We start from the raw sequence: 18,969 nt of genomic DNA on the forward strand, positions 1-18,969 counted from the left end.
GGCCCAGAAGTGGCCGATCCTTCCCAAGGAGTTCTTCGGCGGTCTCTCCGGCCCGGGGACGAATCAGGGCAACGAGTGTGAATCCAGAGCGTCGGTGGGAGTCCCCGCGGTGAGTGGGACCGGTGGAGGCAGCAGCTCCGCGGCCCAACCGGGCCCGCCCGGCGGATATGGATCCAACTGCCAGAACACCCGCGGCTAGGAGGCCCGTGTCCGTGGCCGACACGGGAGGGCCCGGCCCCGGCCGGTCCCTCCCGTCCCTCGTCATTCTGGCGGCGACCGCCGCGGTGCTGCTCGGCGCCGCGTGCTGGCACCTCGCCACACTCTCTCTCGCCGTTACGCCGGACAACCCGGTCAAGAGCCGGTATGCACATCTGATCAACGGGCATGTCTATCCGGAATTCACTCAGGGCTGGCAGCTGTTCGCGCCCGAGCCGCTCCATGAGAACGTCGTTGTGGAGGCCAGGGTGCGCACCGCCCGGGATTCCGGAAATCCCCGCGCGGGGCAATGGGTCAACCTGACGACTCAGGACGTCGAGGCCATCCGGCACAATCCCGTTCCCAGCCACGCACATCAGAACATGCTCCGGCTGGCATGGAACTTCTATCAGAATTCCCACAGTCGGCGGGACGTTCCGTTCGGCACCCGGGGAATTCTCTTCGCCGAATATGTCAAGCGGATCGCCCTCCAGCGCCTCGAGGGGCGACTTGGCGGCGAGCGGGTCGTCGCCGTGCAGGTGCGCGTCACCATCAGGCCGGTGGACCCGCCCCGTTGGGGCGACCGGGCGTCCGCTCAGAGCACCCGCCACCGCACATTGCCGTGGTGGTCGGTGAAGGACCGGGACCGCAGGGAACTGTGACATGAGCATCGACCACCTCACCCACCCCACGACGCGGCCCGCCACCGCTCCTTCGGCGGGTGCCGCCCGTGGGCGATGGCGGGAGGCGGTGGCGAGACTGATCGCCTTCGCCTGCCTCTCCCACGCGCGGTATCAGTGCGCCCTGTTCCGAATCGGCCTGAGCGGACTCGTCCTGGCCTATCTGTTGCGGGAATGGCCGCACCGGCGGGTGCTCTACGGGGACCGCAGCCCCTGGGCGCTGGACCTGGCGGCCCGCCTGATCGCGGAGAACCACGCCTTCACCGTGCTGACCTGGAGCGCCGGACGCTGGTGGTTCGAATGCGTCTACCACGGCGCGATCCTGGTGGCGGCCCTGCTGATGCTCGGCTGGCGAACCCGGGCCACCTCCGTCCTCTTCATGCTCGCCGTCCTCTCGCTCCAGAACCGCAACCCCCTCATCGGGGACGGCGGGGACAACGTGATCGGCGTGATGGCCATCTACCTCGCCTTCACCCAATGCGGAGCCGTCTGGTCCCTCGACGCCCGCCGCACCCGCCACAACCGCCGGGCCGGCCGGGTCGACCGTGCCGGGTTCGTGATGTGGCAGATCCTCGGAGTGGCCCTCGTGTGGGTGTCGGACGGCTTCCAGGGAACCGCCTGGGCGGCGGTCCTGTGGGCCTTCTGGGCCTGCCAGGGCCTCTGGTACGCGGCCCGCCGATGGTCACGGGGAGCGTGGTCGCGCGAACTGCTCGACGCGGCCGCGACGATGCTGCACAACTGCGCGATGCTCGTGATCGCGGCCCAGATCTGCCTCATCTACGCCACGGCTGGCTGGTACAAGATCCAAGGCACCCGCTGGCAGGACGGCAGCGGGCTCCACTACGCCCTGCACCTCGACTACTTCAGCCCCTGGCCCGGTCTCGGCAGCCTGCTCGCGAGCCATATGCTCCTGATCGTCCTGCTGGGCTACGGGACCGTCGTGATGCAGGTCGCGTTCCCCTTCCTGCTCGGCTACCGACGCCTCAAGACCGCGCTGCTGGCGGTGATGATCCTCGAACACGCCGGAATCGCCGTCCTGCTCGGCCTGCCCTTCCTGTCGGCCGCGATGGTCGTCTGCGACGCGGTGTTCCTGCCGACGGCGCTTCTCAAGCCCTCGCGAAGGTCGTCAGGAAGTCGGCCCAAGCGGTAGCGGGTATGCGGAGGTGGGGGCCGTCGGGGTTCTTGGAGTCCCGTATGTGGACCGTGGTGGGGGTGGTGGCGACCTCGACGCAATCGCCGCCTCTTCGAGGACGACGCTCACTGGGTCGGGGGTGCCGGGGCGGGGGCCGCGTCGCCGGCCGCCGGCCGGTGGGGGCGGGGCGAGTGGCGGCATCCCGGCTCGTGGGCCGGGCTCGATCCGGGCTGCGGGCCGGGCGGCGCGGTCGGTCCCAGGCCCCTCCAGGTACCCCCTCTTAAAAACGCTTGATCTAGCGCAACTAATAAGTCAAGCAATCTCCAGAGGGGTACCCCACCCCCGGCGGAGTCGTCCGGCGTCGGCCCAAGCCCCCGACCACGGAAGCCGCCACCGGGCCCAACCTCCCACCGTCCCGGCGGCCGGCGACGCGGCCCGCGCCCCCCACCCGCCGCCCCCATGCTCAAATGCGCCGAAGGCGCGAAACGGCTCCGCAGACAACAAACAACAGACGCCCCCGGCCCTCACTCCAGGACATGCCGCAGATAGCTCCGCGGATCCGCGAGATACCGGCGCCAGTGATCCACCAGGGCCAACTCGCTCCAGGCCACCCGCCGCATCCCGTGCTCGCCGACCTCGACGATGTCCGCACCGGGCAGCGCGGTCAGCAGTGGCGAATGCGTAGCGCAGATGACCTGCCCGCCGTTCTTCACCAACTCATCCAAGTGGCCGATGAGTTCAAGGCAGGAGGCGAAGGAGAGGGCCGCCTCCGGCTCGTCCATGACGTACAGCCCGGGCTGGAGGAACTTGCCCCGGAACGCGGCGAGGAACCCCTCGCCGTGGCTGACCGAATGCGGGGCGAAACCCTCCCGGTCCAGCGCGTCCAGCGCGGTCTCGGCGCGCAGGAAGAACCCCTTGCGCGCCGCCCAACTGCCCAGCATCCGTCGCCCACGCGGCGCCGCGTCGAAGCGGATCCGCTCGCCCAGCGCCGACTTGGGGCGATGGCTGGCGTAACGCCAATCGTGCGAGCCGCCGTACGAGTCCAGCCCGAACCCCTCCGCGAGGCCCTCGACCAGCGTCGACTTGCCGGACCCGTTCTCCCCGACGAGAAACGTCACGGGCGCGGTGAACCGCAACCCGTCCGCAAGCAGCGCCCGCACACACGGCACGGACCAGGGCCACCCCTCCTCCTCACGCGACCCCGAGTCAATGTGTGCGTACGCACGTTCGATAATCATCGCCCGAGTCTCTCACGGCCCCCTGTAGGGTCGGCTCCCATGCAGACCACGGGAGTCGTTCGTCGCCAGGCGGCGGAGCGAAGGCGCGACACTCTGGCCCGGCTCGTTGCCGAGCGGGATGTTTGGGTGTCGACAGGGCATCCCGATCGTGGGCCGCACCAGGTGCCGCTGTGGTTCTTGTGGGATGGGCACGCCGTTTGGATGTGCACCAGCGCCACCTCTGTGACGGCGCGGAACCTCCGCGAGGAGCCGCGCGTGCGCCTGGCCCTGCCGGACACCCTTGACGTGGTGCTTCTCCAAGGGGAGGCGGAGTGCTACCCGGCTCAGGAGGTCCCCGGAGACGCGGCCGAGGCATTCACGGCCAAGTTCGGGTGGGACCCTCGCACGGAGGAGGGGCCCTTCCTGTACATCCGTGTGGTGCCGAAGACGGTGCTCGCCTGGCGCGGCGAGCCGGAACTACGCGGGAGAGCCATCATGCGCGACGGGACGTGGCAGGAGTAGTCACCGCTCGGTGGCTGATGCTCGCCTCCACCATGTGAGGTGACCTGACAGGTGGTTGGGCTTGAGCGCGTTTCCAGTGGCTCGCCCTATGCTGATGGAGGCAGGGCCCGAGCGGAGTGGGCCGCTCGGCTGGACGTAGGGGGAGCGTCGATGTCGAGGATCATCCGGGGCCGAAACGATGGCGGGAACGGTGACAAGCTGCCTGGTCAGCCCTACCCCGGGCCGCATCCGCCGCCGACGCCCGACGGTGGACCCGGCGTGCCGAACCCGCCCAAGGTCGCATGACGTTCGAGGGCATCGCCCGGCCTGGACGGGCCGCGTTGGGGCGGCTGCTTCTCGGTGCGGGGGTGATGGGGGAGGACTGGGCGCCGACGTTCGCCGCCGTTGACCGGGCCGCGTTTCTGCCGGAGTTGATGTGGCCGTTCGACACGCGGGCACAGGGGGCTGTCGCCCTCAACAGGGCCGAGGACGCGGACGCCTGGTTCGCCGCCGCCGACAGCGATGCGCCCATCGTGACGCAGTGGGACGACGGCGAGCACACCGGCCCCGCGCCGGGGCGGGTGTCCACCAGTTCATCGTCCATGCCCTCCGTCGTCTACGCCTTGCTGCGGGACCTGGCCGTGGACGAGGGGATGGCCGTGCTCGACGTGGGCACCGGCACGGGCGAGACCGCCGGGGCACTGGCGCATCGCTGTGGCGGCCGTAAGGTCACCACGGTCGAGGTGGACCCCGACGTGTCGCGTCATGCGCGTCGGCGGCTGGCCGAGGCAGGGTTGCGGCCGGATGTCGTGCTCGGGGACGGTGCGAAGGGCTGTGTGGGCAACGCACCGTATGACCGGGTCCTGGCCACCGTCGGCCTCCGGGAGATCCCGGGGGCGTGGATCGAGCAGACGCGGCCCGGGGGCCTGATCGTCGCCCCCTGGGGCACGCATTACACCCACGCGGACGCCGTGGCCCGGCTGGTGGTGCGCCGGGACGGGACGGCGTCGGGGCGTTTCACGGGGCCAGTCGAGTTCATGAAGCTGCGCGGCCAGCGGCTGTCGCTGCCGCCGCACGGCGCCTACGTCCCGGACGAGGGCGCGGGCAGCGGTGGTGCCGTTGCGTCCACCACCGGCATCGTCGAGGGGGAGTTCCTCGTCCCGCCGTACTCCGCCCTCCCCTTCGCGCTGGGGCTCCGGGTACGGCATTGCGTTCAGGTCGTGGCCGCCCCGCACGAGGGTGTGCGAGCGGTGTGGTTCTACGGGATCACCGACCGTTCCTGGGCGTGCGTCGTGTTCCGCGAGGGGGAGGCGGAGGCGCGGGTCTGGCAGGCGGGGGAGCGGCGGCTGTGGGACGAGGTCGAGGCCGCGTACGGGTGGTGGGTCGGCCATGGCAGGCCGGACCACGCCCGCTTCGGTCTTACGGTCGGGCCGGGCCCCGCCGGTCAGCGGGTGTGGCTGGACGATCCGGCCGACTCCTGGGCCCCGTAGCCCGGCCGGTTCCCGGGTCTCGTGGAGAAGCGCGCGTCGCGTCGCGCTTCTGGCGAGCTGATGGGCCGCCGTAAGCGGAATCGATCCGTCCTGGTAACCCGCTGGCCGCCGGGTCGCGGGGGCGCTGTGCCACGCTTGAAGCCGGTTCGCGCGCATGGTGCGGGCCGGTGACGCGAAGTGAGGGCGCGGCGTGCAGAAGCCCCGATGGAAGACCGTGGGGGGAACCCTGCTGCGGGTGGCGGCGGTGTGGGCGGTGTCCACGCTCACGATGCTGGCGCTCGCCGGGATCCTCCCCGACTTTCGCCTGAAGTCAGGTGACGGTGACAGCGCGACACAGATCGCCGTCACGGCGGCCAGCGGCGCGGGGGCCTTCGGCGTGCTCAGCGCGCTGGTGTGGCCGCTGCTCGTACGGGCGTTGCTGCTGATGCCCGCGCTGGTGCTGGGGCTCCTGGTGTTCGTGCTCAACGGTTCGATGCTGCTGATCGCCCTCAGCGTGAACCCGGACGGACGCGGCGCCGCCGAGCCGGAGACCGCCGTCGTGGTGGCGGCCGTGATGTCCGCCGCGTCGTCGGCCACGAGCACCTTCCTGACCGTGCGGGACGACGGCGCCTACCGGCGGCGGCTGGCGCGGCTGGCCGTGCGGCGCAGGCGGCGGCTCGGTGAGGACGGGGGGAGCGACGAGCCCCCGGGGACGGTGTTCCTCCAGCTCGACGGGGTGGGGCACGCGGTGCTCCGGGAGGCGCTGCGGGAGCGCGAGAACCGGCCCCCGGTGATGCCCACCGTCGCGGGCTGGCTCCAGAGCACCCACAAGGTGACGCCCTGGCGCACCGACTGGTCCAGCCAGACGGGCGCCAGCCAACTCGGCATCCTGCACGGCTCCAACGAGGACGTGCCCGCCTTCCGCTGGTACGAGAAGAAGACCGGGGAGGTGATGGTGAGCAACCGGCCGACCAGCGCGGCGGTGCTCCAGCGCCGCGCCGCCGCCCGGGCGAGACACGACGGACTCCTCACGGTGGACGGGGCCAGCCGGGGCAACCTCTTCACCGGCGGCGCCGATCAGCTGGCCCTGGTCCTCTCGGTCGCGGCGCGGCGCGGTAAGCACAACCGCTCCCGCTCCGGCTACTTCGCGTACTTCGCCGACCCCGCCAACGCCACCCGCACCGCCGTGTCGTTCCTCGCCGAGGTGGTCCGGGAGGTCTGCCAGTCCACGCGTGCCAAGCTGCGCCGCGAGGCGCCCCGGGTGAAGCGCGGCGGGCTGTATCCGCTCATCCGGGCGTTCGCCACCGTCGTGGAGCGGGACGTCGTGGTGACGGCGGTGATGGGGGACATCCTCTCCGGCCGTACCGCGATCTACGCCGACCTCGTGGCGTACGACGAGGTGGCCCACCACTCGGGGCCGCGCAGCCGGGACGCCCGGCAGGTGCTCGCCCGGCTCGACCGCTCCATCGCGCTGATCGCCAAGGTCGCCGAGCACGCCCCGCGCGACTACCGCATCGTGCTGCTGTCCGACCACGGGCAGAGCCCCGGCGAGACCTTCGCGGGGGCGTACGGGCTGAGGCTGGAGGACCTGGTGCGGGCCGGTTGCGGGCTGCCCGTCCCGCGGCGGGCCGGGCGCACCCCGAGCGGGGCGGAGGCGCGCGAGGCGGGGCGGGCGGCGCTGCACCGGCCGGAGAAGCCCGGGGTGGACGGGGACGGGCGGTGTGGAGGGCGGGAGGCCCCCGCAGGTGTCGTCAGCGCTCACGACACCACCGTTTCCGATCCCATCGTGCTCGCCTCCGGGAATCTCGGCCTGATCTCCTTCCCCGACGTACCGGGGCGGATGAGCCGCGAGCAGATCGACGCCCGCCACCCCGCGCTGCTGCGCACCCTCGCCGACCACCCCGGCGTGGGCTTCGTGCTCGTACGGTCCGAGGCGCACGGCGCGGTGGTGCTGGGCGCGGACGGGGCAGAGCACCGGCTGGACACCGGGGAGGTCTTCGGGACGAGCCCGCTCACGGTCTTCGGGCCGGGCGCCGAGAGCGCCGTACGGCGCACCGCGCACTTCCGGAACACCCCCGACATCATGGTCAACTCCGCCTACGACCCGGTGCGCGGCACGGTGCACGCCTTCGAGGAGCAGATCGGCTCGCACGGCGGGCTCGGCGGGGAGCAGGGGCACCCCTTTCTGCTGTGGCCGGCCGGGCTGACCCCGCCGGTGGCGGCGGGGGAGGAACTGGTCGGGGCCGAGCGGGTGCACCAGGTGCTGCGGCGCTGGCTGGAGGAGGCGGACGGGCCCCAGGTGCCGGAGGAGGAGGCGGCGACCGCCCCCGTGGAGGTCGCGGCGGCAGAGGCCCCGGCCGCCCCGGAGGCGTCGGCGGCGCAGGCCCCGGCGGAGGCCGGGGCGCCCGCCGAGCCGCAGCCGACCACGGCGCCCGATGCCGCGCGCACCGTGCGGGATTCCCGGTGGGACGGCGCCCCCGCCGCACCGTTTAGCGTGGTCAGCCGGGTCGTGCCGAACAAAACCCGGTGATGTGGGTGCCCGGCCACCTCGGCGGTCGCGGCGGCGGGCCCCGCCGTCACAGCCGACAGCACCGTCTGAGCGCACCGCGCCCGTATCGGGTGTAAGCAGGGGGTATGCGCGTTTCGCCGGACCTCACCCGCATCGGTGGGGAAACGCGGTCGAGCAGGGCGCTGTTCGCCGTCCCGCTCGCGATCATCCTGGCGGTCACGCTGACCGATCTCACGACGCCGCCCACAGTCCACCTCGGCCCCTTTCTGATCGCGGCACCAGCGATCACCGCGTCCTTCGCGGGCGCGGGCGGAACAGCCGTCGTCGGAGCCCTCACCGTGGGGGCTCAGATCATCATCGGTGCGTTCCACGGCGGTCTGATGACCGCCAACCACCAGGCGCAGATCGTCGCCCTGATCGTGATCTCGGCGCTGATGACCAGCTTCCGCTACGTCACCGACCGGCATCGGCGCCGGCTGAGCCAGGTGCGCTCAGTGGCCGTGGCCGCGCAGGAGGTCCTGCTGCGGCCGCTGCCCGAACGGATCGGGGAGCTGAGGATCGCCTCCCTGTATCTCGCGGCCGACGAGGAGGCGCAGATCGGCGGCGATCTGTACGCGGCCGTGCGCACCGAGGGGGCGACCCGGCTGGTCATCGGGGACGTACGGGGAAAAGGACTGGCCGCGATCGGTGACGCCGCCGTGCTGATCGGGGCCTTCCGGGGGTCCGCCTATCGCAATCTCTCACTGCCGGGCATCGCCACCCACATGGGCAGCGCCATGTGCTGGAACTGGCACCACATCGGTGGTGAGGAGCGGTGTTTCCTGGAGTCCTTCGTGACCGCCGTGGTGCTGGACGTCTACGACGACGGCCCGGTGGCGGGGATGGTGAACTGCGGCCACCCCCCACCACTCCTGCTCCACAGGGGTGAGATCGCCACGCTGGACGTGGACGAACCCGCGGTGCCGCTGGGCCTGGAGCTGCCGGAGGAGCGGGACTACCGGGTCGAGATGTTCCGCTTCGAGTACGGCGACCTTCTGGTGCTGCACACCGACGGGGTCATCGAGGCCCGGGACGGCAGCGGCGCCTTCTATCCGCTCCTCGAACGGCTCGCGGGCTGGAGGGGCGGCGGCCCGCAGTCGCTGGTGGACTATCTCCACGCCGATCTGCTCCGGCACACCGGCGGCGTCGTCAACGACGACGCCGCCATCGTGGTGATCGCCCGCTGCGCCTGAGCCGCCATGGCCGAGCCGCCGCCCGCTCCCCGTATCACCCCCTCGCCTCCGTGATCTGGACGCGTTCCCCCTGGGCCGGGGCGGCCTCCGGCGCCCGCCGTGACCACCGGCCCGCGATGATCGCGCACACCATCAGCTGCAACTGGTGGAAGAGCATCAGCGGCAGGATCACCGGCCCGGCCGCGTCCCCGAACAGCACCGCGGCCATGGGCAGCCCCGTGGCCAGGGACTTGTTGGAGCCGCAGAAGACGATGGTGACGCGGTCCTCCCGGCGGAAGCCCAGCCGCCGCGCGGCGAACGAGGTCGTGGTGAGGGCCAGCCCCAGCACGGCCGCGGCCAGACCCAGCAGCGCGAGCAGCCGGGCCGGGGTGATCTGGTTCCAGATGCCCTCCGTCATGCCCCGGCTGAACGCCGTGTAGACCACGAGCAGGATCGAGCCACGGTCCAGCAGGGCGAGCACCCTTTTGTGGCGGCCGATGAACGGCGCGGTCCAGCGGCGCAGCGCCTGCCCGGCGAGGAAGGGGAGCAGCAGCTGGGTGGCGATGGCCAGCAGCCCATCGGCCGAGAAACGGACGTCCGAGCCGATCAGCCAGGCCGCCAGCAGCGGGGTGACGATCATGCCGAGCAGGCTGGAGTACGTCCCCGCGCAGATCGCGGCCGGGACATTGCCCCGGGCGGTGGAGGTGAGGGCGACCGAGGACTGGACGGTCGAGGGCACCACACACAGGAACAGCAGACCGGTGTACAGCTGGTCGGTGAGGAGGAACGGGGCGAGGCCGCGCGCGGTCAGCCCCAGCAGCGGGAAGAGCACGAACGTGCTCGCGCCCACCACCAGGTGCAGCCGCCACTGCCGCAGCCCGTTCAGCGCCTCGCGGGTGGACAGCCGGGAACCGTAGAGGAAGAAGAGCAGCCCGATCGCGATGTCCGCGGCGTCGCCGACGGCCGTGGCCGCCGCCCCGCTCGCGGGCAGCAGCGCCGCCAGCGCGACCGTCCCGAGGAGGGCGGCGACATAGGGGTCCACCGCCCTCCCGAGCCGGCCCGGCCATGACGGCGGCCAGGACCTCCAGCTCACATCAATCACCGTCCCCGGCCTGCCACGGCGGGTGCCCGATCTGCGGCAGCACCCGATCCGCGCCGGGGATGCCGCGGGCCACGACATCGATGGCGCCGCCGCCCCCGTCGTGGTCGCTGCCCGCCGTGCCACGGCTCAGCAGCAGGGCGTTGAGGGTGCGGTCGACCTCCAGCCAGGAGTCGGCGCCGGAGTTGTCGATGACCACGAGGCCGTTGTGCTGGTCGGAGGACGGTACGGTCTCCTCCGGTTCGCCGTCCTCGTCGTGCGGGGCGCCCGCGGGCGGCGGTGTCGCCCTGGCGGGGGCCGCGGGACCCGCGCACAGCACGCTCGCGGTGGCCGCGAGGAGGAGCCCCGCCGTGGACGGACGGATCGTGAGGATGTCCTTGCGGGGCCTACGGCGCCGACCGGGGCCGGGCCGAAGGAAGGCCGAGGGCATGCGCGCGGCCCTCGTCATCCGACCCTGGCGGGCTGACGGTCCCCGTGGTGCCTGCTGATGTTCCGCTCCAGCAGCTCCGTGGCGCCCTTGACCCCGATGGCCCCGGTCTCCCGGGTGTCCGGCAGCCGCCCGTCCGCCGTCTTGAGGTCGCTCAGCGCCCCGTCGATCGCGCCATGGGCGGCGAACAGGCACGGAGTGCTGTAGATGGCGACATCCACCCCGAGTTCGGACAGCTCGGAGAGCGAGAGCCGTGGCGACTTCCCGCCCGCGATCTGATTGAACAGCAGCGGCTTGTCGCCGATGACCTTACGGACCTTGCGGATCCACTCCACGCTGCGCACCCCGTCGACGAGGACGACATCCGCGTCGGTCTCCGCCAGCGCGGCCGCCCGCCGCAGGATCTCGGACTCCTCGGTGGCGTCCGTACGCGCCACCACCACCAGGTCCGTCCTGCTGCTCAGCACCAGCTGGAGCTTTTCGAGGTACTCCTCCAGCGGCAGGATCAGCTTGCCGTCGGCGTGGCCGCAGCGGCGCGGGCGCCGCTGGTCCTCCAGGATCACCCCGGAGGCCCCGGTGCGCTCCAGCCGCTGCACCACATGGCAGGCGACCTCGGGGTCCACATAGCCGTCGTCGATGTCCACGAGCAGATGGTGTCCGGGGAAGGCCAGCCGCAGCCGCTCCACGAAGGCGAGCATGTCGGGCCAGGCGATGAAGCCGATATCGGGAAGCCCGTAATGCGATGCGGCGAACCCGAAACCGGATACGAAGAAGCCGTTGTAGTGCTGTGCGGCGATGGACGCCGAGTACATGTCGTAGATGCCGATGAGAGGGGTGGTGGAGGAGGAGCTGACGGCCTTTCGGAGGGCATTGCCGTAGAGCATGATGTCCCCTTGAGTTCGGCGCCTTTCGGCGCTGTGTGACGGGTTGTGCGATTACATGGATAGGTCTGGCGAAGACCAAGAATCGGTAAAGCAGTCGCCGGGTTCCCTGAAGATGCCCGGCCCGGCTCGGGCCGGGGTCGAACGTTCCTTGAGCGCCGCGGCCCTCGTCATGGGCGGTCCGCGACACGCCGGGCATTGCCTCCGCGTCCGCGCCCTCCCGGCACCGCCTGCTCTGGCGTGCCGTCCAGCGACGCAAGAACCCTCCACCGCGTCGGAGCGACATCACGGTCACCGAGGAGAGGACCGTCCGGAAAGCGGTGAAGGCCGCCGCGCTGGGAAACGCCATGGAATGGTTCGACTTCGGGATCTACAGCTACCTCGCGGTCACCATCGGTAAAGTGCTCTTCCCATCCGGCAATGACACGGCTCTCCTGGTCGCCCGCGCTGCTCATCCTCTTCCGTATGCTCCAGGGTTTCTCCACCGGCGGGGAATATGGCGGCGCCTCGCCCTTTATCGCCGAATACGCGCCCGGCAAGCGCCGTGGCTACTACGGCAGCTTGCGCGCCGATCGGGCTGGTCGGTCTGTATCTGCGGCTGAAGCTGGATGACACCCCCGCGAGGAGGCCATCGCGCTCGTGGAGTCCCAGCGGTCCTGAACCGCCCCGGCCTTCCATTACCTCGGCGGTAATCGACCCCCGCGCACGGCGGCGGCAGGGTTGAGGCATCGGGTTCCGGGCCGGCGCCCTCCGGTCCGGGATCCGTTCCCACCAGGGGATTTCATGGAGGAGTGACCAGATGACGCAGTACGACACCGCCGTCGCCCGCTACTTCGAGGCATGGAACGCCACCGGCCCCGAGGCCCTTGCCAAGGCCGTGGCCGCCGCCTGGACCGAGGACGGCGGCTATACCGACCCGCTGGCGCAGGTGCGCGGCCATGAGCAGCTGGCCGCCGTCATCGCCGGGGCCCAGGAGCAGTTCCCCGGCCATGAGTTCCGGCTCACCGGCGCCGTGGACGGCCACCACGACACGGCCCGCTTCACCTGGGAGCTGGTCTCCACGGCCGACGGGTCCGCCCCGGTCGCCGCGACCGATGTGATCACCCTGGCCGAGGACGGCCGGATCCGCTCCGTCCTCGGCTTCCTGGACCGGGTGCCCACCAGCGACTGAAACCGCGGCCCACGACCGGCCGAAACCGCGGCCCACGGCCGGCCGAAATCGCGTCCCCGCGAGCGGCTGAAACCGCGTCCCTACGGCCGGCCGGACCGGCCCAGGGCGGCGGCGGTCTCCGGGTCGGCCGGGAGGAAGGTCTCGATGGCCAGCTCGGAGACCGTGACGTCCATGGGGGTGTTGAAGGTCGCGATCGTCGAGATGAACGACAGCACCCGCCCACCGTGCTCGATCATCATCGGCAGCGCGAAGGGCGGGCTGTCACCGGCGGTCGCGGTCTCCCGGCCGCCGGTCTCGGGCAGCGGATAGGCCGCCACCTCGTCGTACAGCGCACGCAGCGGCGAGGAGCGCATCAGCGCCAGCTGCCGGTCCATCTGGTCCAGCAGATGGCCACGCCATTCGCGGAGGTTGCGGATGCGCGGGGCCAGCCCCTCGGGGTGGAGGGTGAGGCGCATCGCGTTCAGCGGGGGCCTCAGCAGATGCTCCGCCACCCCCTCCAGGAGCGCCGCGATGCCCCGGTTGGCCGCCAGCACCTCATAGGTGCCGTCCACCACGAGCGCCGGATACGGCTCATAGCCGGTCAGCAGCCGCTCCAGGGAGTCGCGCAGGGCGCTCATCGACGGGTCGTCCACCGACCGCTCCGGATAGTGCGGGGCGTAACCGGCGGCGATCAGCAGGGCGTTGCGCTCACGGACGGGGACGTCGAGGTGGTCGGCGAGCCGGAGCACCATCTCCTGGCTGGGCCGCGACCGGCCGGTCTCGATGAAGCTGATGTGGCGGGCCGAGGAGTCGGCGCGCAGCGCGAGCTCCAGCTGGCTGATCCGGCGGCGGTCCCGCCACTCGCGCAGCAGTGTGCCCACCCGGGGCGGCGCGGCAGTCGTCATGAGCTGAAGGTAGCCGACGCCGGGCGGGGGCCATGGCAGGGTGGAAGGGCCACCGGTCACCCGCGCAGGGTCTCCGGTCACCCGCGACGAAGGGATGTGTCATGGCAGTCGAGCCGCTCACCGACCAGGAGATCCAGCGACGTCTGGAGCAGCTTCCCGGCTGGTCGTTCGCGGACGACCGGCTCTCCCGGACGTATGTGTTTAAGGGCCACCCACAGGCGGCCGGGCTGGTGGCGGAGATCGCCACCATCCAGGAGGAGCTCGACCACCACTCCGACCTCACCCTCGGCTACAACAAGGTGGGCGTCACGGTGAACACCCACAGCGTCGGCGGCAAGGTGACCGCGCTCGACTTCGAGCTCGCCGGCCGGATCGAGGAGATCGCCCCGCAGCACGGCGCCCGCGCCGACTAGGGGGTGTCCGGCGGTCCCGGAGTCATCCCCGGGCGTGCCGGAAGCGGGCCAGCCCCTCCTGGAGGTCCACGATCGGGTCCGGGTAGCCCAGCCGGTCCCGCTCGGCCTCCGGCAGCCGCCAGGGCGTATGGATGCCGGAGCCGGTCACCCCGGCCAGCTCCGGCACCCAGCGCCGCACATACGCGCCGTCCGGGTCGAACCGCCGGGCCTGCGCCAGCGGATTGAGGACCCGGTTCGGGCGGGTGTCGGTGCCGGTGCCCGCCACCCACTGCCAGTTCAGCTGGTTGTTGGCCACATCCCCATCCACCAGCAGCTCCAGGAAGTGCCGGGCGCCGATCCGCCAGTCCTGGTGGAGCGTCTTGGTGAGGAAGCTCGCCACCAGCAGCCGCGCCCGGTTGTGCATCCAGCCCTCCTGGCGCAGCTGCCGCATCCCCGCGTCCACCAGCGGATAGCCGGTGCGCCCCGCCGCCCAGGCCGCGACCTCCGCCGCGTCCTCGCGCCACCGGTCGCCCCGCGGGCGGTAGTCGGCGTACGAGGCGTCCGGCCGGGCGGCCAGCACCTGGTGGTGAAAGTCCCGCCAGGCCAGCTGCCGTACGAAGGCGTCGGCGCCCGCACCGCCCGTCTCCCGCGCCCGGTGCACCAGCTCCACCGGGGACAGACAGCCGAAGTGCAGATACGGGGAGAGCCGGGAGGTGGCGTCGGCCGCCAGATCGTCCTGCCGGTCGGCGTAGCTCCGCAAGCCCGACCGCCACCAGGAGCGCATGCGGCGGCGGCCCGCCGTCTCCCCGCCCTCGGGCAGCCCGGGAGAGGGGCTGCCGGAGGCGAGCGAGGTGACCGCCGCCACCGGCTCCGAGCGCAGCCCGGACGGCACGCTCACGGTGCGCGGCGCGCTCAGCGGCCTCCGTGGCGCCGTCCGCCGCCAGGCGCGGAAGTACGGGGTGAAGACCGCGAAGTGGTCCCTGCCCGCCGGGGTCACCTCGCCCGGCTCCACCGCCGTCACCACCGCGCCGTGCACCCGCAGCCGCCGTCCGTCCGCCTCCAGCGCCTCGCGCAGCCGCCGCTCGCGGCGGGCGGCGTAGCCGCTCACCCCGCCCGCGATGTGCACCTCGTCCGCGTCCGCCTGCCGTGCCGCCCGCAGGATCTCCGCCACCGCGTCCCCCCGGCGGACCACCAGCCGCCCGTCGCGCTCGCGCAGCCCAGCGTCGAGATCGGCCAGGGCGTCCGCGAGGAACGCCACCCGGTTGGGGACCGCGAACCCCGTCCCGGCCAGGCCACGGTCCACGACGAACAGCGGCACGACCCGCTCGGCGGAGCGCAGCGCGCCGCGCAGCACGGGGTTGTCGGACAGCCGCAGATCGGAGGTGAAGACGGAGAGGGACGTGCTCATCCCTCTCCCTTACCTCACGCGGCCCCGCGTATCGGCGGCTTCGCGCCCTACGTCGCCCGATGTCACCCGCTCACGCCGAGGGGAACGTCAACAGCACCAGCGGATCGCTCGTCGGGGCCTTGGATCCTCCGGCGGGCTCGACCGTCACCCCCATGGCCGACGCCTTCCCGACCGCGCCGCTCATGACCGCCGCCGTGGACTGGCCCGAGGAGTCCATCAGACCGGCCGGGCGCATCGTGCCACCGTCGCTGAACCACAGCTGGTAGATCCGTCCGGCGGGCGGCTCGGGCAGCCCCGAGGCGAGGAACACCGCCTTGTTCAGCCCGCGCGAGACCACCACCGTGCCGGTCGAGCCGTCCGTCATCCGGCCGCTGCGGCTGTGCGCGTCGGGCGCGGCCAGCACCTGGGTCAGCTCCTCGGCGCGGACCACCCGCTGCTCGGAGCGGCGGGCCGTGTCACGGGCGTCGGACGCCTGCCGGTACTGCCACACCGCGGCCCCGCCGCACACGGCGGCCGCCGCCACACAGGCCGCCAGCGCGAAGTTCATCGCCCGCCGCCCGGTGCGCCGCCGGGGGCCCGCGTGGGACTCCCGGGCCTCCCGCGCCGCCACCCGGGGCGGCTCCTGGCGGACCGTGGCGATCCGCCGCAGCACATCGTCCTTCATCGTCGGGGGCGGGGTCAGGGACGTGGCCACCGCCAGCTTGGCGGCGGTCTCCCGCAGTTCCCGTACCTCCTGACGGCAGGCGTCACAGACCGCCAGATGCCGCTCGAAATCGGTCAACTCCCGCCCCGACAGGGCGTTCACCGCGTACGCCCCGGTCAAGGTGTGCAGATCCGCTCTGGTCATGCGCCGACCCCCATGCAGTCCCGGAGCCGGATGAGCCCGTCCCGGAGTCTGGTCTTCACGGTCCCGAGCGGCAGCGACAGCAGCTCCGCCACCTCACGGTAGGAGCGGCCCCGGTAGTAGGCGAGCGTCACCGACTGCCGCTGCAACTCGGTCAGCGTCCGCATGCACCGGCGCACCTGCTCGCGCTCCAGCCTGGCCTCCACCTGCTCGGTCACCTCGTCGAACGCCGGGGTGCGGGACAGCAGCGCGGCGCGCTCCTCGCGGTCGGAGGCGGCCTGTGCCGAGCGCACCCGGTCCACGGCGCGCCGGTGCGCCACCGTCATGATCCAGGACATGGCGCTGCCCCGGCCCGGTTCGAACCGCGCCGCGGACCGCCACACTTCGACCAGGACCTCCTGGGTGACCTCCTCGGCCTGGGCCGGGTCGCGCAGCAGACTGCGCGTCAGCCCCAGGACCGGCCCGCTGACGGCGTCGTAGAGGGCCCCGAACGCGTTCTGGTCCCCCCGGGCCACCATCTGGAGCAACTCTTCGAGGTCCGGTCCGCGCGCGGCGGGTCCGCCGATGTACACGGGTTCTCTCATGTGCCGTCCTTCCGGGAACGATGCGGCGCACACGGAGGTGTCGTATCTCATTCGTCGCCCGGACGGGTGCGGATTGGTCAAGGTGCTCCGAACACATCAAGGTGTGCCGGACACGTGTGAGGCCGCCGCGGTCCGCTCGACCGCGGCGGCCTCGGCGGCCTCGGCGCCCGGCGTCAACCGGTGGTGAGGGTGAGCCCGTAGGTCGTCAGGATCGGGTTCACCGGCTGGTAGTACGTCGTGCCGCCGACGGTGCAGTCGCCGGAGCCGCCGGAGGTGACGCCCTGCGCCTCGCTGCCCGAGATGAACGAGCCGCCGGAGTCGCCCGGCTCGGCGCAGACATTGGTGCGGGTGACCCCCCGGATCGTGCCCTGGGGGTACTGCACGCTGGTGTCGTGCTGCTGGATGGTGCCGCAGTGCCAGCCGGTCGTCGAGCCGGAGCGGCAGACGGACGAGCCCACCGGCGCTTCCTGGGAGCCGGTGACGGTGACGTTGGTGCCCTGGGGACCGATCACCCACGGCTGCGGGGTCCAGTCGGCGTTGGTGGCCACCCACGCGTAGTCGTTGCCGGGGAAGCTGGAGCCCTGGAAGGTGCCCTGCGCCACCCGGTTGAAGCCGGCGGTGGTGTCGCCCTGGCTGCCGCAGTGGCCGGCGGTGACGAAGCCGTTCTGCTCGGCCTTGGTCACCGAGAAGCCGATCGAGCAGCGGGCGGCGTCGTTGATGTAGAACGCCTCGCCGCCGCGCAGGTCGTACAGCGGGCTGGGCCGCTCGGCCGACTCCACGACCCGTACCACCTCGCGGTCCGCGCCGCTCGCGGCGACGAAGGCGGCCGCCTCGGTGGGCTCGGCCGACTGCACCACGACGCCGTTGGTCTTGACGTCCACGTACCAGGCGGAGGCGACATCGGCGGCCGGGGGGCGCTCGGAGGCGGCGCGGTCCAGGGCCTGCTTGGCGTCGACGAGGGCCTTGAGGCTGTGCTTGACGACGGCGGCCTTGGCACCGCCGGCCGTGATGGTGGCGCTCTGCTCCTTGTCGGTGGTGGCCACGGTGAGTTCGGCGGTGTTGCCGGACACCCACGCGCCGCCGTAGGAGCTGCCCAGGCTCTTGCGCAGCCCCGGTTCGGCCTCTCCGGCCCGGTACTCGTTGGATATCCGCATCCGTGCCTCATCGGCCGTCAGGCCCAGATCGCGCTGCATCGAGGCCAGCATCTCGGGGGGCACCTCCCTCCGGGGGCGGGGGGAGGGTTCACCGGGGTCGGCCACCGCGGGTATGCCGCTCCCCAGGAAGAGGGCGGCTATCGCGACGGTGCAACCGGCGGCCAGCTCAAGGCCGTGACGGCGTCTGCGGGACATCTTCGGTCTCCTCGGCTAGGGAAGTGGTCACGCTGTGTGTCCATCTGGGCGCCAAGCGTAATTGCCGGGGACGTGCCTCGCTCGGTGGGCCGCATTCGGCCCCGCATGGGGATACGGGTCCGCCCCGCCGCGGGGGCGCGACGGGGCGGAACGGTGGAGCGCTCGGGCTCAGCCGTTGAAGGTCTCGGGGTCGAAGCCCAGACGGTTGCCGGTGTCGAGGGAGTCGATCGCCGACAGGTCCTCGGAGTCCAGCTGGAAGTCGAAGACGTCGATGTTCTCCTTGATCCGCGACGGGGTCACGGACTTGGGAATCACCACGTTGCCGAGGTCCAGATGCCAGCGCAGCACCACCTGGGCCGGGGTCTTCCCGTGCTTCCCGGCGATCTCCGCGAGCTTCGGGTCCGCCAGCAGGCCCTTGCCCTGGCCGAGCGGGGACCACGCCTCGGTGGCGATGTCATGGCGCGCGTTGAAGGCGCGCAGCTCCGCCTGCGGCAGCCGCGGGTGCAGCTCGATCTGGTCGATCACCGGGACGATCGAGGTCTCGGAGAGCAGCCGCTGGGTGTGGGCGGAGTGGAAGTTGGAGAGGCCGATGGCCTTGGCACGCCCCTCGGAGTAGATCTTCTCGAACGCCTTCCAGGTGTCCACGTACTTGTCGACCCCGGGCAGCGGCCAGTGGATCAGGTAGAGGTCCACATACTCCAGGCCCAGCCTGGTCAGCGAGGCGTCGAAGGCGCGCAGGGTGGAGTCGTAGCCCTGGTCGGCGTTCTGGAGCTTGGTGGTGACGAACAGCTCATCGCGCGCGATGCCCGACGCGGCGAGCCCCTTCCCCGTGCCCTCCTCGTTCCCGTATATCGCGGCCGTGTCGATGCTGCGGTACCCGGCGTCCAGTGCGTTGCGCACCGCGATCTGCGCCTCGTCGTCCGGGATCTGCCAGACGCCGAAGCCGAGCTGCGGCATCCGAACGCCGTTGTTGAGCGTGATGAAGGGGACCTTGCTCACGAGCAGTCGATCCTTAC

At 71.9% G+C, this 18,969-nt stretch carries 18 protein-coding genes and 2 pseudogenes; 9 read left to right on the forward strand and 11 right to left on the reverse strand.

From position 1 onward, the window contains the following. Positions 1–284: 284 nt before the first annotated feature. Together ACJX2R_RS38575 and ACJX2R_RS38580 are read left to right on the forward strand one after the other, a co-directional pair. A complete protein-coding gene (locus tag ACJX2R_RS38575) occupies positions 285–857 on the forward strand; it encodes a DUF5819 family protein (protein WP_413103856.1) in 573 nt (190 codons plus the stop codon). Between the two features lies 1 nt (position 858). Then, on the forward strand, positions 859–2,025 hold the full coding sequence (locus ACJX2R_RS38580) for an HTTM domain-containing protein (RefSeq protein ID WP_413103857.1): 1,167 nt from the start codon (positions 859–861) through the stop codon (positions 2,023–2,025). Here the strand turns inward: ACJX2R_RS38580 and ACJX2R_RS38585 are convergent. Continuing rightward, positions 1,982–2,116: pseudogene (locus tag ACJX2R_RS38585) on the reverse strand (DUF397 domain-containing protein); the annotation flags it as partial. The gene ACJX2R_RS38580 and the pseudogene ACJX2R_RS38585 sit on opposite strands and share 44 nt — an antisense overlap. A gap of 415 nt (positions 2,117–2,531) precedes the next feature. Further along, positions 2,532–3,245: an ABC transporter gene (locus ACJX2R_RS38590; protein WP_413103858.1), complete on the reverse strand. Its 714-nt coding sequence runs from the start codon at positions 3,243–3,245 to the stop codon at positions 2,532–2,534. Between the two features lie 39 nt (positions 3,246–3,284). Here ACJX2R_RS38590 and ACJX2R_RS38595 point away from each other — a divergent pair, with 39 nt between their 5' ends. The 4 genes from ACJX2R_RS38595 to ACJX2R_RS38610 all read left to right on the forward strand — a co-directional run bounded on the left by ACJX2R_RS38595 (position 3,285) and on the right by ACJX2R_RS38610 (position 8,935). Beyond that, positions 3,285–3,746: a pyridoxamine 5'-phosphate oxidase family protein gene (locus ACJX2R_RS38595; protein WP_413103859.1), complete on the forward strand. Its 462-nt coding sequence runs from the start codon at positions 3,285–3,287 to the stop codon at positions 3,744–3,746. 281 nt (positions 3,747–4,027) lie between these two features. Next, positions 4,028–5,215 (forward strand): methyltransferase domain-containing protein, encoded by a 1,188-nt coding sequence (locus ACJX2R_RS38600; RefSeq protein WP_413103860.1) that lies wholly within the window; start codon positions 4,028–4,030, stop codon positions 5,213–5,215. 190 nt (positions 5,216–5,405) lie between these two features. Next, a complete protein-coding gene (locus ACJX2R_RS38605; protein ID WP_413103861.1) occupies positions 5,406–7,724 on the forward strand; it encodes a phage holin family protein in 2,319 nt (772 codons plus the stop codon). 104 nt (positions 7,725–7,828) lie between these two features. Beyond that, a complete protein-coding gene (locus tag ACJX2R_RS38610; protein WP_413103862.1) occupies positions 7,829–8,935 on the forward strand; it encodes a PP2C family protein-serine/threonine phosphatase in 1,107 nt (368 codons plus the stop codon). A gap of 34 nt (positions 8,936–8,969) precedes the next feature. Here the strand turns inward: ACJX2R_RS38610 and ACJX2R_RS38615 are convergent, their stop codons facing one another. From ACJX2R_RS38615 to ACJX2R_RS38625, 3 genes are read right to left on the reverse strand one after another with little or no spacing between them, the layout of a single operon-like run. Beyond that, positions 8,970–10,016 (reverse strand): bile acid:sodium symporter family protein, encoded by a 1,047-nt coding sequence (locus tag ACJX2R_RS38615; RefSeq protein WP_413103863.1) that lies wholly within the window; start codon positions 10,014–10,016, stop codon positions 8,970–8,972. Continuing rightward, positions 10,009–10,443 carry a hypothetical protein gene (locus tag ACJX2R_RS38620; protein ID WP_413103864.1) on the reverse strand — a complete coding sequence of 145 codons (435 nt, stop codon included), beginning with the start codon at positions 10,441–10,443 and terminating at the stop codon, positions 10,009–10,011. The genes ACJX2R_RS38615 and ACJX2R_RS38620 overlap by 8 nt, the downstream gene beginning before the upstream one ends. A 14-nt stretch (positions 10,444–10,457) precedes the next feature. Further along, positions 10,458–11,324 carry an isocitrate lyase/PEP mutase family protein gene (locus ACJX2R_RS38625; RefSeq protein WP_262705475.1) on the reverse strand — a complete coding sequence of 289 codons (867 nt, stop codon included), beginning with the start codon at positions 11,322–11,324 and terminating at the stop codon, positions 10,458–10,460. A 194-nt stretch (positions 11,325–11,518) separates the two neighbouring features. Between ACJX2R_RS38625 and ACJX2R_RS38630 the strand changes: the two are divergent. Both ACJX2R_RS38630 and ACJX2R_RS38635 read left to right on the forward strand, forming a co-directional pair. Continuing rightward, positions 11,519–11,943 (forward strand): annotated as a pseudogene (locus ACJX2R_RS38630) (MFS transporter); the annotation flags it as partial. Positions 11,944–12,120: 177 nt separating this feature from the next. Beyond that, positions 12,121–12,492 carry a nuclear transport factor 2 family protein gene (locus tag ACJX2R_RS38635; protein WP_413103865.1) on the forward strand — a complete coding sequence of 124 codons (372 nt, stop codon included), beginning with the start codon at positions 12,121–12,123 and terminating at the stop codon, positions 12,490–12,492. 80 nt (positions 12,493–12,572) lie between these two features. Here the strand turns inward: ACJX2R_RS38635 and ACJX2R_RS38640 are convergent, their stop codons facing one another. After that, positions 12,573–13,376: a helix-turn-helix domain-containing protein gene (locus ACJX2R_RS38640; protein WP_413103866.1), complete on the reverse strand. Its 804-nt coding sequence runs from the start codon at positions 13,374–13,376 to the stop codon at positions 12,573–12,575. A gap of 101 nt (positions 13,377–13,477) precedes the next feature. On the opposite strand from ACJX2R_RS38640, the gene ACJX2R_RS38645 reads away from it, so the two are divergent. Then, the gene (locus tag ACJX2R_RS38645; protein WP_262705471.1) at positions 13,478–13,789 is read left to right on the forward strand and encodes a 4a-hydroxytetrahydrobiopterin dehydratase; all 312 of its coding nucleotides are present in this window, start codon (positions 13,478–13,480) and stop codon (positions 13,787–13,789) included. Positions 13,790–13,811: 22 nt separating this feature from the next. On the opposite strand, the gene ACJX2R_RS38650 is transcribed toward ACJX2R_RS38645, so the two are convergent. From ACJX2R_RS38650 to ACJX2R_RS38670, 5 genes are all read right to left on the reverse strand, one after another. Further along, positions 13,812–15,176, reverse strand: coding sequence for a cryptochrome/photolyase family protein (locus ACJX2R_RS38650; RefSeq protein WP_413103867.1), 1,365 nt, complete (start codon positions 15,174–15,176; stop codon positions 13,812–13,814). 70 nt (positions 15,177–15,246) lie between these two features. Beyond that, positions 15,247–16,023, reverse strand: coding sequence for an anti-sigma factor domain-containing protein (locus tag ACJX2R_RS38655; RefSeq protein ID WP_413103868.1), 777 nt, complete (start codon positions 16,021–16,023; stop codon positions 15,247–15,249). Beyond that, on the reverse strand, positions 16,020–16,604 hold the full coding sequence (locus ACJX2R_RS38660; protein ID WP_044568962.1) for a sigma-70 family RNA polymerase sigma factor: 585 nt from the start codon (positions 16,602–16,604) through the stop codon (positions 16,020–16,022). Before ACJX2R_RS38660 ends, ACJX2R_RS38655 begins: the two co-directional genes overlap by 4 nt. 173 nt (positions 16,605–16,777) lie before the next feature. Continuing rightward, a complete protein-coding gene (locus ACJX2R_RS38665; RefSeq protein ID WP_413103869.1) occupies positions 16,778–17,953 on the reverse strand; it encodes a S1 family peptidase in 1,176 nt (391 codons plus the stop codon). Positions 17,954–18,121: 168 nt separating this feature from the next. Then, positions 18,122–18,952: an aldo/keto reductase gene (locus tag ACJX2R_RS38670; protein ID WP_413103870.1), complete on the reverse strand. Its 831-nt coding sequence runs from the start codon at positions 18,950–18,952 to the stop codon at positions 18,122–18,124. Positions 18,953–18,969 lie beyond the last annotated feature (17 nt).

It is taken from the genome of Streptomyces sp. Inha503 (assembly GCF_047215865.1).
Lineage (GTDB): Bacteria > Actinomycetota > Actinomycetes > Streptomycetales > Streptomycetaceae > Streptomyces > Streptomyces lycopersici.

Coding starts and splice junctions, on each gene's coding strand:
- ACJX2R_RS38580 (WP_413103857.1), top strand. CDS start 859: ATGAGCATCGACCACCTCACCCACCCCACGACGCGGCCCGCCACCGCT.
- ACJX2R_RS38645 (WP_262705471.1), top strand. CDS start 13,478: ATGGCAGTCGAGCCGCTCACCGACCAGGAGATCCAGCGACGTCTGGAG.
- ACJX2R_RS38650 (WP_413103867.1), bottom strand. CDS start 15,176: ATGAGCACGTCCCTCTCCGTCTTCACCTCCGATCTGCGGCTGTCCGAC.
- ACJX2R_RS38655 (WP_413103868.1), bottom strand. CDS start 16,023: ATGACCAGAGCGGATCTGCACACCTTGACCGGGGCGTACGCGGTGAAC.
- ACJX2R_RS38640 (WP_413103866.1), bottom strand. CDS start 13,376: ATGACGACTGCCGCGCCGCCCCGGGTGGGCACACTGCTGCGCGAGTGG.
- ACJX2R_RS38620 (WP_413103864.1), bottom strand. CDS start 10,443: ATGCCCTCGGCCTTCCTTCGGCCCGGCCCCGGTCGGCGCCGTAGGCCC.
- ACJX2R_RS38610 (WP_413103862.1), top strand. CDS start 7,829: ATGCGCGTTTCGCCGGACCTCACCCGCATCGGTGGGGAAACGCGGTCG.
- ACJX2R_RS38595 (WP_413103859.1), top strand. CDS start 3,285: ATGCAGACCACGGGAGTCGTTCGTCGCCAGGCGGCGGAGCGAAGGCGC.
- ACJX2R_RS38600 (WP_413103860.1), top strand. CDS start 4,028: ATGACGTTCGAGGGCATCGCCCGGCCTGGACGGGCCGCGTTGGGGCGG.
- ACJX2R_RS38660 (WP_044568962.1), bottom strand. CDS start 16,604: ATGAGAGAACCCGTGTACATCGGCGGACCCGCCGCGCGCGGACCGGAC.
- ACJX2R_RS38635 (WP_413103865.1), top strand. CDS start 12,121: ATGACGCAGTACGACACCGCCGTCGCCCGCTACTTCGAGGCATGGAAC.
- ACJX2R_RS38665 (WP_413103869.1), bottom strand. CDS start 17,953: ATGTCCCGCAGACGCCGTCACGGCCTTGAGCTGGCCGCCGGTTGCACC.
- ACJX2R_RS38590 (WP_413103858.1), bottom strand. CDS start 3,245: ATGATTATCGAACGTGCGTACGCACACATTGACTCGGGGTCGCGTGAG.
- ACJX2R_RS38625 (WP_262705475.1), bottom strand. CDS start 11,324: ATGCTCTACGGCAATGCCCTCCGAAAGGCCGTCAGCTCCTCCTCCACC.